This window comes from Mucilaginibacter sp. 3215, from assembly GCF_050433785.1.
Lineage (GTDB): Bacteria > Bacteroidota > Bacteroidia > Sphingobacteriales > Sphingobacteriaceae > Mucilaginibacter.
Window position 1 is genome coordinate 140927 of record NZ_JBNPWO010000011.1, and the last position, 14121, is coordinate 155047.

Annotated in this window: 14 protein-coding genes; 10 read left to right on the plus strand and 4 right to left on the minus strand. The window is 42.8% G+C overall.

Annotation, left to right across the window (positions count from 1 at the left end; all coding sequences use genetic code 11):
- Positions 1-133 precede the first annotated feature (133 nt).
- On the minus strand, positions 134-2614 hold the full coding sequence (locus tag ABIC84_RS18150; protein ID WP_429264444.1) for a DUF5686 and carboxypeptidase regulatory-like domain-containing protein: 2481 nt from the start codon (positions 2612-2614) through the stop codon (positions 134-136).
- Between the two features lie 130 nt (positions 2615-2744).
- Here ABIC84_RS18150 and kbl point away from each other — a divergent pair, with 130 nt between their 5' ends.
- From kbl to ABIC84_RS18200, 10 genes are all read left to right on the plus strand, one after another.
- Positions 2745-3935 carry a glycine C-acetyltransferase gene (kbl, locus tag ABIC84_RS18155; RefSeq protein ID WP_091172173.1) on the plus strand — a complete coding sequence of 397 codons (1191 nt, stop codon included), beginning with the start codon at positions 2745-2747 and terminating at the stop codon, positions 3933-3935.
- A gap of 40 nt (positions 3936-3975) precedes the next feature.
- Positions 3976-4248, plus strand: coding sequence for a DUF6364 family protein (locus tag ABIC84_RS18160; protein WP_426581711.1), 273 nt, complete (start codon positions 3976-3978; stop codon positions 4246-4248).
- Positions 4245-4655, plus strand: coding sequence for a type II toxin-antitoxin system VapC family toxin (locus tag ABIC84_RS18165; RefSeq protein ID WP_426581713.1), 411 nt, complete (start codon positions 4245-4247; stop codon positions 4653-4655). The genes ABIC84_RS18160 and ABIC84_RS18165 overlap by 4 nt, the downstream gene beginning before the upstream one ends.
- Entirely contained in the window at positions 4655-5689 is a 1035-nt protein-coding gene (gene pheS / locus ABIC84_RS18170; RefSeq protein WP_426581715.1) for a phenylalanine--tRNA ligase subunit alpha, read from the plus strand. Before ABIC84_RS18165 ends, pheS begins: the two co-directional genes overlap by 1 nt.
- Complete coding sequence (locus ABIC84_RS18175) at positions 5686-6099, plus strand: Rieske (2Fe-2S) protein (RefSeq protein WP_429264445.1); 414 nt, start codon at positions 5686-5688, stop codon at positions 6097-6099. The genes pheS and ABIC84_RS18175 overlap by 4 nt, the downstream gene beginning before the upstream one ends.
- A complete protein-coding gene (locus ABIC84_RS18180) occupies positions 6099-6680 on the plus strand; it encodes a TetR/AcrR family transcriptional regulator (RefSeq protein ID WP_090534155.1) in 582 nt (193 codons plus the stop codon). The genes ABIC84_RS18175 and ABIC84_RS18180 overlap by 1 nt, the downstream gene beginning before the upstream one ends.
- Before the next feature lie 350 nt (positions 6681-7030).
- Positions 7031-8365 carry a cell envelope integrity protein CreD gene (gene creD, locus ABIC84_RS18185; protein ID WP_429264446.1) on the plus strand — a complete coding sequence of 445 codons (1335 nt, stop codon included), beginning with the start codon at positions 7031-7033 and terminating at the stop codon, positions 8363-8365.
- 332 nt (positions 8366-8697) lie between these two features.
- Positions 8698-10107, plus strand: a complete 1410-nt coding sequence (gene rlmD, locus ABIC84_RS18190) for a 23S rRNA (uracil(1939)-C(5))-methyltransferase RlmD (RefSeq protein WP_429264447.1) — start codon at positions 8698-8700, stop codon at positions 10105-10107.
- Positions 10108-10224: 117 nt separating this feature from the next.
- Positions 10225-10620, plus strand: coding sequence for a hypothetical protein (locus tag ABIC84_RS18195; RefSeq protein WP_091172158.1), 396 nt, complete (start codon positions 10225-10227; stop codon positions 10618-10620).
- Positions 10621-10751: 131 nt separating this feature from the next.
- Entirely contained in the window at positions 10752-11264 is a 513-nt protein-coding gene (locus tag ABIC84_RS18200; protein WP_091172302.1) for a phosphoribosyltransferase family protein, read from the plus strand.
- Between the two features lie 115 nt (positions 11265-11379).
- Here ABIC84_RS18200 and ABIC84_RS18205 read toward each other — a convergent pair whose 3' ends face one another.
- The 3 genes from ABIC84_RS18205 to ABIC84_RS18215 are packed head-to-tail and all read right to left on the minus strand — an operon-like array spanning position 11380 to position 14120.
- Complete coding sequence (locus ABIC84_RS18205) at positions 11380-11883, minus strand: shikimate kinase (RefSeq protein ID WP_429264448.1); 504 nt, start codon at positions 11881-11883, stop codon at positions 11380-11382.
- A gap of 10 nt (positions 11884-11893) precedes the next feature.
- Positions 11894-12952 carry an ABC transporter permease gene (locus tag ABIC84_RS18210; protein WP_426581725.1) on the minus strand — a complete coding sequence of 353 codons (1059 nt, stop codon included), beginning with the start codon at positions 12950-12952 and terminating at the stop codon, positions 11894-11896.
- A 4-nt stretch (positions 12953-12956) separates the two neighbouring features.
- The gene (locus ABIC84_RS18215) at positions 12957-14120 is read right to left on the minus strand and encodes a BT_3928 family protein (RefSeq protein ID WP_429264449.1); all 1164 of its coding nucleotides are present in this window, start codon (positions 14118-14120) and stop codon (positions 12957-12959) included.
- Between the last annotated feature and the right edge of the window lies 1 nt (position 14121).

A 14121-nucleotide genomic window follows, 5' to 3' on the forward strand; every position in this document is an offset into this window, starting at 1 on the left:
GCGGCGCAAAGATAGGAAATTGAGCTGAAAGCTCAAAATTAGGCGAAAGGTAAAAGGTTAAAGGCGAAAGGTAGCTGCACCTTAATCTGGTGTAGGCAAAAAACCTTTTACCTTTCGCCTTTAACCTTTCACCTTATCTGATTCCATAAAAGATCCTGAACCCCTGGATGTATTTTTTATCGCCGGCGTATGAGATACCGTAGTCAACCCGGAAAATGAGGCGCTGTACGCCTACATAAAACTCACGGTAATTGCGGTTATTTTTCGTGGTGAGGTAGTTGGCGCCGATGATTTCTTCAAGCTTCCACTTCCTTAACAACGGGATATGATTAAATAGTGAACCTGCAAAATTATGTTGGTAATGCGCCTCTAAAAACGCACCGTTGGTACTATAGGTATAAAAAGGCAGGAAGTGGAAACTACCTACATAGGTAGGATCAAAAGTGGTACCCTGGTTACCTAAAAAGTGGTTATAATCCATGTAGTACAGGTTGTTGTTATTGAAAAAGCCTCCGCCCGATACTTTAAATGATGAATAGCCCGAAAGACCGACACGGATATGGTCCTGCGAAAGGTCGACTGAGGCAAAATCATAATCTACATCCGAGCCAATGATATTTTTAAACCCTTTACGGTAGTTTACCGTTAAGGTTGGATATTTTGAGGGCAGGTTAAACTTGCCGGTGGGCCGTGTCTCGTATCGCTGATCGAATGTAAAAGTAGCCGAGGCGTTAAATACCAGTGCCTGGTTATCCGGAAACAAAAACGAATGGTCATCTGCCGGAGTACCCGAAGGGGCTAATGGATTATTTGATGTAAACTGACGATCCTTAATATCCTTTATCTTACTAAAAGACGTATTGTAAAGCTGCGAGCGACTTGAATACGACAAACCTCCTTTTAAAAACACGCCGTTTATCACTTCGCGCTGGTAACCAAAATCGCCATAATGGCTTCGGTAATATTTAACATAGTTATTTTCGCTTAGGAGTGTACTCAGTGTGTTAAAATATAACGAACGCGTGCCAACATTATTCAGATCAAGTACATCGCTTCCAAAATCAGCATAAAATTTTGCATTGTGAAAAGGGTCGTTTTTATAATCAATACCCATATTGGCGCTGAAGATCTTGTTAGAGAAGCCATAGCGCACAGCCGGCGTAACTGTAAGCGAATGAAAATCATCAATGGTACGGATATAACTTACTTTGGCGTTAATACCGAAACCCTCGACCGTATTGTAATAAAAGGTTTGTATAAACGGGAAGATGTATAATGAGTCCCTGTTGCTTTTATTGCTGGCCGCGTAACCAAAAATCAGGTAGCCCGGATAATTGATATGATTTTTATGATGCTGAAGCGAATCGAGGTAAGTATCTGTCTTTTTATATTCTTCAAAGGCGTCCTTTTTTTTGTAATCACGATCCTCCGAAGCAGTTAAGGGTATTGGTCGTGCATCGGCCCAATAGCCCGGTTTTTTACTATTGGCTGCCGTATCAATTTTAAGGATCTCACCGGTAAAAAAGTTATCGGGGAAGGTTGGGTTGATTTTATAATTATTGTAAACAGCCGCATAGTATCCGCCAAATTTAAATCCAAAAACAGCTCCTTTAAAGTTGTACTGGGTTGATGCCGGCATCCATACGCTATCGGTAATAGCTACGTATTGCTGCCTGATCTTTAAAGTATCAACCAGGTTAAGGTTGCTTGTTTTATTTTCAATAAACAGGTCAACGCTATAAATGCGCCAGTCGCCGTCGATAATATAAATATCACCCTGAAAATACTGACCGTGCCCGCGTTTCGGAATCACCTGGATTTTATGAATAGTATGTCCATTTTCAACAGAAGTTCCCAACAATTTGTAATTATAAAACCTGGGACCATATGAAGCAACCGGAGAAACAAAGCCTCGGGTAGCCAATCCGTTGATGATAAATACGTTCTGATAAAAATTAGCCTGCAGGTCGGACGCTTTTTTGTAGCCAAATGCTGTATTCTGCCCTGCCATCCGGTTGGCAATGGTAATCTCGCGTACCTTGTTGGGCTTTTGAAAATTATATTCAGACAGCGATTCGGATTGATAGAGTATCCCCCTACCGTTTGTATCCAGATCGAGGGTTTTTCTTACCTCCTGCCCCAACAATGATTTAGGTACGCTCAGTAATTTTTGTACACCTTTGATATAAACAGCACAGGAGTATGAAGTGGCCTCCTCAATATAGTATTTGCGTTTTTTCAGCACTTGCTTCATAATAGTATCGGCAGCATCCCGGTTTTTACGATAGGTTTCGGCTACCCTGTTGGTGGCAAATACTTCATCGGCCATTTGTACATTATGTTCCTGATCCTGATCTGTTATGGTGACCTGCTCTATCTTTTCAGTATATCCAACATAGCGGTATATGACGTTATAGGTACCGGGGGCAAGTTTAAACTGGTAAATTCCGTTTTCGTTGGCCGTTGTACCATAGGTGGAATTACGGATATAAATAGAAACAAAAGGAATGGCCTGTCCATTTTTATCGGTTATCTTCCCTGTTAAAAGTGATTGCTGTGCGGAGGCCCTTATTACGCAAAAAGCAGTGATTAATAGTAGTATATATTTTCTCATATGTTACTTATGGGTAATGTGTTATGGCCTAAAAATGTTTTATTATTCAGTTAATAATTATTTAAGGTTTAATAAACCCTATCAAATGCCCGCGAATGCTTAATTTTGCCCTCTTTAAAACACGCATGCTATGTACAACACACTAAAGCCGGTTTTACAACAGGAGTTAACCGAAATTGAAAACGCCGGGTTATACAAAAAGGAACGGATCATTACTTCGCCCCAGGGCGCCGATATTACTGTTCAGGGCGGTGCCGAAGTAATTAACTTTTGCGCCAATAACTACCTCGGCCTATCGGGTAATGCCAAAGTAGTACAGGCCGCCAAAGATGCCATGGATACGCATGGTTACGGTTTATCGTCTGTACGGTTTATATGTGGTACACAGGACATACACAAAGAGCTTGAAAAAAAGATAGCTGAATTTTTGGGCACTGAAGATACCATTCTGTATGCGGCAGCGTTTGATGCCAACGGCGGCGTGTTTGAACCTTTATTTAATGATCAGGATGCCATAATTTCTGACGAGTTGAACCATGCTTCGATCATTGACGGTGTGCGCCTTTGCAAGGCCCAGCGCTACCGTTACAAGCACGATGATATGGCCGACCTGGAAGAAAAATTAAAAGCTACGCAGGAACTGCGTCACCGAATCATCGTTACCGATGGCGCTTTCAGCATGGACGGCACCATTGCCCAGTTAGATAAAATCTGCGACCTGGCCGATAAGTACAACGCGCTGGTCATGATCGATGAGAGCCATTGCTCGGGCTTTATGGGCAAAAACGGTCGTGGTACGCATGAGCACCATAATGTGATGGGCAGGATTGATATCATCACCGGGACATTAGGTAAAGCTTTGGGCGGTGCATCTGGTGGTTTTACATCTGGCCGTAAAGAAATTATTGATATGCTGCGCCAGCGCTCCCGTCCTTACCTGTTCTCAAATACTTTGGCACCTGCCATTACCGGAGCCTCAATAGCGGTATTGGATATGCTAAGCGAAACCACCGAGCTTCGCGATAAACTGGAAAGCAATACGCAATATTTCCGTCAAAAAATGACGGAAGCAGGTTTTGATATTAAACCCGGCGTACATCCTATAGTCCCGGTTATGTTATATGATGCCAAGCTGGCCCAGGAGTTTGCCGCAAAAATGCTTGACGAAGGTATTTATGTAATAGGCTTTTACTACCCGGTAGTACCGCAAGGTAAAGCAAGGATCAGGGTACAGATCTCGGCAGCGCATGATATGCACCACCTTGATAAAGCCATTGCAGCGTTTACTAAGGTTGGAAAGGAACTGGGAGTATTGAAATAAGGTAAATTGTCGTATTTTTGCGTATTGACGATTGAAAGTTATGGCAAAGTTAATTTTAGATATTGAGCCGGAGGTTTTAAAACAGGCAGAACTTTATGCCGATGAAACGCATACCAATCTGTCCAGGTTAATTGAACGTTATTTAAAAAGGGTTACATCCAGCGCTACTGCTATTGAAGAGCCTAAGACAAACGTAAAAACTGTAGAAATAGCGGATTGGGTTAAAAAACTAACATTTTCAAAAACGCCGATTCCTGATTTTGACGCCAAAGCAGAGTACCATAAACATCTTGATGAAAAATACGGCTTATGAAATTGGCCTTTATTGATTCAGATGTATTGCTTGACGTTATTTTAAATAGGCCGACCTTTTATAGCGCATCTGCACAAATTCTATCGTTACCCATAGATAGCGGATATAATTTTTGCACAGCGGTACATACGCTCATTAATGTTCACTACTTTACAAAGAAACACTTAGGAGCGGAAACCGCAATCGAAGCTATAAAATTACTATCGAAACAGTTACGGGTGTTAGGCGAAGACGCCTCAACTATAAATGATGCGATAGCTTCAGACTTTAAAGATTTTGAAGATGCCGTTCAATATTTTGCCGCCAAAAATGCGGGTGTAGATCTAATCATCACCCGAAATATAAAAGACTATAAAAACTCAACAATACCGGTTTTAACAGCCGAACAATTTTTAAATACATTATAATGCAAGCTCAGATAGACCAATATACCGCCGAGATCAATGCTTTTTCGCCGGCCAATGCCGACGAACTGGAAGCGTTCCGGATTAAATTTTTAGGCACCAAGGGTATTATTAAAGACCTTTTTGAGCAGTTTAAAAGCGTTAGTCCGGAAGAGAAACGCACCTTTGGCAAGGTACTTAACGAGTTTAAACAACTGGCCGAGGCTAAGTATAACGATCTGAAGGAAAACATTGGCTCAAGCGTTCAGAGCAAGGGCAACGATCTTGACCTTACCTTACCCGGCGATGGTTTCGCTGTTGGCTCACGCCATCCGCTGTCGTTGGTGCGTAACGAGATCATCGACATTTTTAAGCGCTTAGGTTTCGTTGTTGCCGAAGGTCCGGAAATTGAAGACGACTGGCATAACTTCTCGGCCCTGAACTTCCCTGATGAACACCCGGCACGTGACATGCAGGATACCTTCTTTATTAAAAAGAATAATGGTAAAGATGATATTGCGCTGCGTACCCACACCTCATCGGTACAGGTACGGATGATGGAAGCCGGCAAACCACCGTTCCGTGCAATTATGCCGGGCAGGGTTTACCGTAACGAGGCTATTTCGGCCCGGGCACATTGCTTTTTCCACCAGGTTGAAGGTTTATATGTTGATGAGAATGTATCTTTCTCTGATCTGAAACAAACCCTTTACCACTTTGTACAGGAGCTTTATGGCGAAGGTACAAGGGTACGTTTCCGTCCGTCATACTTCCCGTTCACCGAGCCATCGGCCGAAATGGATATTTCATGTACCATTTGCGGCGGCGCAGGCTGTAACATGTGTAAGCACAGTGGCTGGGTAGAAATTTTAGGCTGCGGCATGGTTGACCCTAACGTTTTGGAAAACTGCGGTATCGACAGTAAAAAATATACAGGCTTTGCCTTTGGTATGGGTATGGAGCGTATTGCCAATCTAAAATATGTAATCCGCGACCTGCGCCTGTTCTCAGAGAATGACGTACGTTTTCTGAAACAGTTCCAAACTGAAATTTTATGAGGAAACTCACTATAATACTATTGGTAGTTATCGGTTGCTTTTCGTGCGGAAAAGCAACCGATAATGTACCGAGCGTACCTGTTAATTTCCAGGCCGCGTTGGGCACACCGGCATTGAGCCCCCTTAACGTTGTGGGCGGCGCGGTGGCCATTAACGGTTATGGTGTGTCCGGATTGATCATTTACCGTAAAGTGAATGGCACTTATGCGGCCTACGACCGGTGTAGCAGCTATCAGCCTGAAAAAAAGTGCGCAGTAACTATAGACAATACAGGCTTTACAGTGACCGATCCCTGCAGCGGTTCAAAGTTTAGCCTGGAAGACGGCACACCGGTAAAAGCTCCGGCCACAAAGGCATTAAGAACCTATAGGGTAGCGGTTACCCAGTTTGAAATTCAAGTAACTAATTAATGGAAGCCGATAAAATAAAAGACAGCATTAAGCGGGCAGCACAGGAACTTTTCCGCAAATTCGGGTACCATAAAACCAGTGTTAATGAGATTGCCAAAAAGGCAAAAATTGCCAAGGCAACTATCTATAAATACTTCGATAGCAAAGAGGCCGTATTACACGTGCTGCTGATGGACTACATCAAAGCCAGTGTTGACGACCTCGTACAAAGCAATTGGAATGATATTGATGAAGAGGTTTATCTCAATAACCTCATCATGAAAACCTGCCGCCTCTCCTACACCGTTTGTAATGAGTTTATCGGCTGGGATTTTATCCGTGAGTCAACCAACTCCCAGGATTTTTTAAAGAACCTCTCTAACGAACTTGAGGAACTGCTCATGGCATCGTTTATCCAGCTGCCAGGTATCCGCAAGCACGAAACCTACCAGCAACGCTTACGCTTCCTGATCAAGTGCAGCAAAAGCATCGTGTTCAGTTTCGCCTTTACCTCGGTAAGTGATTCGGATGTACGGAAAAATTTTGTTTCTTTCCAGAAAGAGATTTTGCCTTATCTGGTTAAGGCTGCGGTTTCGGTGTAAGAATACCTTTCAATTAAAAACTACCTAAAGAAAGACTACTTATTGCCGTTGACTTTAGTCAACGGATTAAAGAAGTAAATAGCCGGGCTTCAGCCCAAATCCAAGCTGTATTTCGGCTAAAGCCTTCTGTCTTTCGGCAATAATTCCGTCGACTAAAGTCAACGGCAATGAATTTATTTGATAGCTATCTGACCGCCCTTTAAACAGTTTTTAACTATTTGAGTAAAAATTTCTATTATTTACTTTGAAATACAAAGTACTTTATATTATATTTGTCTTGGGCTTAACAAAGAGCCCTTTCTTTTTAATTATAAACTTTGAAATACAAAGTGCTTTATATCTAAACAATCATGATAGAGGAACAATCACCCAAACAAACAACATTAAGCTGGCTCAAAGAGTCGGCAACATTTAAATTGATCTTTATCGGCCTGTTGGCGCTTTTACTCTTAATTCCATCAGCCTTCGTCCAAAACCTGGTAACCGAACGTGCGGTCAGACAGGGTGAAACGGCCAAAGAGGTATCAGATAGCTGGTCGGCCAGCCAGATCATCAAAGGCCCGATATTGGTTATCCCCTATAAAAAAGGAATAAATATGACCGATACCGCTAAGCAGACGCTTATAGAAAACCTGTACATTTTGCCCGACAACCTTCACATTAAGGCAGGCCTCACAACACAGCTTAGGCACCGGGGCATTTTTGACGTGGCGGTATACAATACGCAGGTAAAAGTAAGTGGTAATTTTGCCAGGCTTGATCTCTCCTCACTCGGTATAAATATAAATCAGCTCCTTTTAAACAAAGCCAGGTTTGAATTTAGTGTGAGCGACCTAAAAGGTTTGAAAAGCAACCCGGTTATAAAAACAACTCAACCCATACTTGGCGCCGAACCTTCATTTGAATCCGTATTTGGCAATGGTTTGCAAGCCGGTGTTGACCTTTCAGCAATAAACAATAACGAAATTCCATTTGATTACACGCTTGATCTGAAAGGCAGTGAAGGATTAAGCTTTTTACAACTTGGTAAAACTACCGATGTGCGGGTAAATGGCAACTGGAGCAGCCCGAGCTTTGATGGCAATTTCCTCCCCGATGATTCTAAAGTTGATACCGGCGGCTTTAGCGCCGGCTGGCGTATGATGTATTACAACCGGCCATTCCCGCAACAGTGGACCGGTCAGCAAAAAACCTTAGATAACGACAAAAAACTGGAAGAGGCCACTTTTGGTGTAAAGCTTCGCCTCCCGGTTGATCAGTACCAGAAAACCATGCGTACCAGCAAGTATGCGATATTCATTATCCTGCTCACCTTTATATCCCTCTTTTTAACCGAGGTTATCCGCAAACAACCGATACATCTGTTCAACTACATATTGATTGGCGCGGCGATGGTTATTTACTATACGTTGCTGCTGTCGTTTTCTGAGCAGGTTGGCTACAACATGGCTTATATTATTGCATCTGTATCAACAATAGCACTGATATCCGTATTTATATCATCCCTGCTAAAAAACGGGAAGGCGGCGTTACTGTTCGCCTTTATTTTAGCGGTGTTTTATGCGTTTATTTTTGTCATCATTCAACTGGAAGATCTTGCTTTAATGGTTGGCAGTATCGCGCTGTTTATCATTATAGCCGTGTTGATGTACTTTTCGCGCAAGATAAATTGGGATAAAAATTAAGCATTGCATATACCAATCAGCAAAGTTTTCAAAAATCTTTACTGATTGGTAATTAAACCTTATACCGATTTGGTTTTTAGTTTAAAAATTACTATGTTAGCATAGTAATTTTTTGTTTTATGAGCCGCGAACTAACAGAACTTTCCGACCTGATTGATGAGCAATTTGAGATAGAAGATATCGATACCACTGATATGGTTAAATATTTGCTAAGCTTATTTGTTTAAAAAGCTTGTTTTAGTATCGTAACGTCTTTTAAAGGCGACAGGCTCTCTTTTGCCGCTCCTCTCCCATTTTCAGGATTAAATAAATAGGGTTAACTTTGCAGCCTGATGAGTAAAGCTAACAAACCAAAGTTTTTTGAGAACGTACATATCATTGATATTGCCGAAGAAGGCAAAGGTGTAGGCAAGGCAGATGATTTTGTTCTTTTCGTAGATAAAGCCGTACCCGGCGACATTGCCGATGTACAAGTGTACCGGAGTAAGAAAAACTTCGGCGAAGGTAAGATCACCGAATTAAAACAAGCTTCTGAATACCGCACCACTCCTTTCTGTGAGCACTTTGGCACCTGTGGTGGCTGCAAATGGCAGCACATGACCTATGAGGCTCAGCTTAAATTCAAACAAAAATCGATAGTAGATGCTTTAAGCCGCTTAGCTAAGATCAACGTTGACGGCATTATGCCTATTGTGCCTTCACCTGCCGACAGGTATTACCGCAACAAGCTTGAATTTACCTTCTCAAACAAACGCTGGCTTTACGACGGCGAAAACAAAGAAGATGGCACCCTGAATATGAATGCACTGGGTTTTCATATCCCCGGCAGGTTTGATAAAATATTGGATGTAAACCATTGTTACCTGCAAGCCGAACCATCAAATAACCTGCGCAACGAGATCCGTGATTTTACCATTCAACAGGGTTATACCTATTACGACCTGCGGAATCACAGCGGTATGCTCCGCAATTTGGTTGTACGCACCTCATCAACCGGCGAGATCATGGTGATTGTAGTTTTTGCTTACGCAGAACAAAGCGAGATTAATGGCCTGATGAGCCATATTGATACCCGTTTCCCGGAGATCACTTCCTTACTCTACATCGTAAACCAGAAAAAAAATGATACCATATTTGACCAGGATGTTATAGCCTTTAAAGGCCCGGATTACATTCACGAGGAAATGAATGGCATCAAGTTCCGCATCGGGCCAAAATCTTTTTACCAAACCAACTCCATCCAGGCACTTCGCCTGTATGAAATAACCCGGGATTTTGCCGGTTTTAAAGGCGATGAGCTGGTATATGATCTTTATACCGGTGCCGGCACTATTGCTAACTTTGTTGCCGGGCATGTGCGTGAAGTTGTTGGCGTTGAGTATGTACCAACTGCTATTGAAGATGCTAAGGTAAATTCGGCCATTAACAATATCACCAACACCAAGTTTTATGCCGGTGATATGAAGGATGTATTGGTAGCCGATTTCGTAGCAGAGCATGGCAAGCCGGATGTGATCATTACCGATCCACCGCGTGCAGGCATGCACCCGGATGTGGTAGTCCGCTTAATGGAGATTGAAGCCCCTAAAATTGTTTACGTAAGCTGCAATGCCGCCACCCAGGCCCGCGATTTGCTGGTATTAAAAGAGAAATACAACACGGTAAAAATTCAGCCGGTAGATATGTTTCCGCATACCCAGCACGTGGAGAATGTGGTGTTGCTTGTTTTGAGAAGCGTATAGTTCATGATTGATGGTTCATAGTTATCGGCTTGCTGATAATAGAATCTTAATCAAAAAAACCGGTGTAATCCCCTAAAAAAATCAACGAAATCAGCGTAATCAAAAAAATCAACGGTCATGAACCCTGAAGAACTGCTTAACGAAGGAAATGAACGCAACAAACCGGCGGCCGATAGTCCGCTGATAAGTTTGGAGCGCGACCTAAAATATTTTAACGAATCAATTAAAGAGGTATCGGAAGAGATCATGAACGAGGGTCTTTCTTCTTACCCCATTTTTATAGCTCACCAGCACGAACTTAGTTTAGGCGAATTAATCCTTGATCGTCATGATTTAAACTCGGAATGGAGCATTCATGCTTCTACATTGGAAGAATTTGTAGAACGAGACGTTATAAAGCCTGTACTGAAAGAACGCTTTATTAACAGCTACAAAGATCCGTACCAATTTATGTGCGTATTTGTAGTGGTTCCCGAAGGCGCAAACTTTGTGTTTTTCCCTTACGCTAAGTAAGTTTTATTTATATAAATTTGAGACGTGCGGCCCCTTCTCCCGAAGACGCAATATGGAATGGACTATTTTAGTTGAATCCTGCTTCCGCATAAAAGCTCCTTTAAAAAGAGCAATAAATAATGCTGATAAAAATGCCTGAAAAAAAGCTTCTCATACTAAACAAGCAACAGATCCAGCAAAAGCTCGACAGGATGGCCTACCAGATACTGGAGGATAATTTTGACGAGAATGAAATACTGATAGCCGGTATTCTGCCACGCGGTAACCACATTGCCGAACGCCTGAAAACCATACTTGACGGTATTGCGCCTTTCAAAAGTCGTATCATCACCATCGAGCTCGAAAAACAAAGCAGCAGCCTGAGCGCCAATATTGATTTTGAGGTTGAGGAATGCAGCAATAAAGTGGTGATACTGGTTGATGACGTACTAAACAGCGGTAAAACCCTTGCTTATGGCTTCGGTGTGTTTTTAGATGTTCCGCTCAAGAAACTTCGTACCGCGGTATTGGTTGACCGTAATCATAAAAGCTTCCCCATCACAACAGACTTTGCTGGTGTAGCCCTTTCAACCGTTATCAAAGAGCATGTTGATGTAGTGCTTGATGAAGAAGATGGCGAAGAGGATGCGGTTTATTTGAGGTAAGATACAGATATATAAAATTCATGCCATTGCGAGCGATAGCGTGGCAATCGCACATAAGCAGATCCGCCCTGTATAGCATGCGATTGCTTCGTGCCTCGCACGGACACCGTAGAGGTTAATTATACCCCAGCGCCTCTTCCAGCTTCTCAACCGACATATCTATTCCTTCAACGATGTTGCTTGCCTGCAGATAAAAGCCTTCGCGTTCGGCCAGTTTGCCGGTTATAAATCCAATCAGTTCATCGCCTTTTTTCCCTTGCAATACCGGACGAATGGTTTTGCTGCTCTCCAACCTGTCGGCCAGGGTTTTGGGAGATAGTTTTATGTAGAGGGTTTTACCGTTGGCATTCATCCAATCCATGTTATCAAAAAAACAAGGCAATCCTCCACCGGTTGATACCACCGTATTTTCGGCATATTCAGTTTTTTTCAATACCTGCGATTCCAGTTTACGGAATGCATCTTCGCCAAAAGATGAAAAATATTCGGCTATGCTCATGCCTGCTTTGGCTTCGAGCACATGGTCAAGATCAATAAATTCATAGCCCCATTTGGCGGCCAGTTTGCGGCTCCAGGTTGTTTTGCCACACCCCATAAAGCCTACAATAAAATATTTCATAAAAATTTCTTCAGCTTAATTTTACCCGCGGATCAATCCAAACATAAATAACATCCACCAGGATACTGATCACTACAAATATAAACGCGATAAACAATATAGAGCCCATCACCACCGGAAAATCCGACATTTCCAAAGCATCAACAGTAGCTTTGCCTAATCCGTTATAACCAAAAATGTATTCCACAAAAAACGAACCTGCCAAAAGCGACGCAAACCAGTTGGCAATGGCGGTAATTACCGGGTTCATGGCATTTTTAAGTGCATGACGGTAAATAATCGTCCGGTTATTTAATCCTTTCGCTTTGGCAGTTCGGATGTAATCCTGCCCCAAAACATCAAGCATCGCATTGCGGGTAAGCTGCACAATAATAGCCAATGGACGCAAACCCAAAGTAATTACCGGCAGTACCAGATTTTTCAGCGTAATCACCTCCCCTTTAAAAGGATCATAGCTATATAAGCTGCCCGACATATTTAAATGCGTGTAATTACTTAGCACAAAACCAAAGATCCAGGCAATGATAATCCCGGCAAAAAAAGAAGGGGCAGAAATGCCCAGTGTTGAAAAACTAATAGCCAGTTTATCAATCCAGGTATCTTTATTAACCGCGCTTGCCACGCCCAAAAAAACACCGATAATAATGGCGAAGATCATGGCCACAACTGCAAGCACCAACGTATTCGGGATCACTTCCATCAGCAATGAGGCTACATCCTTACGGGTTTGGTACGAACGTCTCAGGTAAGGCCATTTCAGTGCAAGTACTTTACTTTTGCTCACCGGGAATAGTTTTACATAGCCGTAGCGCTGTTGCTCGTCAGCCGTATTAAGATGGATACCTAATGGGGAAAGATCATTCAGATAATAGGCGAATTGCACCGGGACTGGTTTATCCAGCCCAAACTCTTTGCGTACGGCCTGAAGCGATTGTACGTCGGCACGCTGCCCCTGGGTCATGCGGGCAGGGTCGACAGGTAAAATATTGAACAGGAAAAAAACAACAAACACTACCCCCAGCATTACTGCCAGCCCGTACATTAATTTGCGGAGCAGGTAGGGGATCATTTGGTTATTTCTGCAAGTATTCCTTTACTATGTCTTCGTATTTAGGCACCAAATGATAATGCCACTTATTAATAACGGTGCCATTCTTAATTAACAAAACGCCCGGATTGGAACGCACCATTGATTTCAGCGGAACACCGTCTGCATAAAAGATCTCACTGATCAGTTTATGCTCTTTGGCAAACGCTTTGGCATCGGCTGCGGAATTTGAGGTGAGCAGTACGGTACGGATATTATAATTATCAGTCAAATTAATGGCCAATGCGTTTAAGCGATTGATCGCATCTTTATCTGTTTCGCTCAAATCATAGGCTACGATGAACAGGCTATAAAAAGGGCTCGAAAGTAATTCTTTGGTATAATCGTTCCGCTGTTCATCCTGAATAGCCAGGTCACGAATTTTAGGCTCATATCCCTTTTTTACCAGGCGGTTTTCCGGGTCACCAACAACTTCCCAACTGGCGTCCTTCCAGATATCGCTTTTAAGGTATTCCTTATCGTTCATCACCTTGGTAGCGCCAGTCTTTTTGTTTTTGAGGTGATAGGTAAGTTCAAACTCGTCAAGAGGTGCACCGGGCGGGATCTTCATTTCATCGGGTAGGTTAGCACCTATTTTGTATGGCAAAAAATCAATGACGGGCGAAAAGTTGTAGGTGTATACGCCGAAGCCAACCGAAACTACGGCAGCGCAGATCAGCCACTTATCGCCAACCTTCGCGCTAAATAACGGCTTAATTTCTTTGCGCTTTACAAACAATACCAGCACCAAAGCAAGCAAAACCATATCCTTACTGAAGGACTGCCATGGTGTTAAGGGAATGGCATCGCCAAAGCAGCCGCAGGTTTGCACCACTTTAAAAAAGGCCGAGTAAAAAGTTAAAAAGCCAAAAAAGATGATCAGCAATAGCAATCCCCAGGCAACCTTAACAGCGCGGGCACCAATGAGCAAGGCGAAACCCAGCAACATTTCAAGCGCGCATAATACAATAGCCATCGTAAGCGCAAGCCCATTGAGGAAAGTCATATGAAAAACCTCGAAATACTCCACCAGCTTATACGAAAAGCCCAGCGGATCATTGGCTTTGATCGCTCCCGAAAATATAAACAACAAGCCCACCAATAAGCGTGGGATCCATATTACAGCGCTATTTGATGATGTATTTTTCATA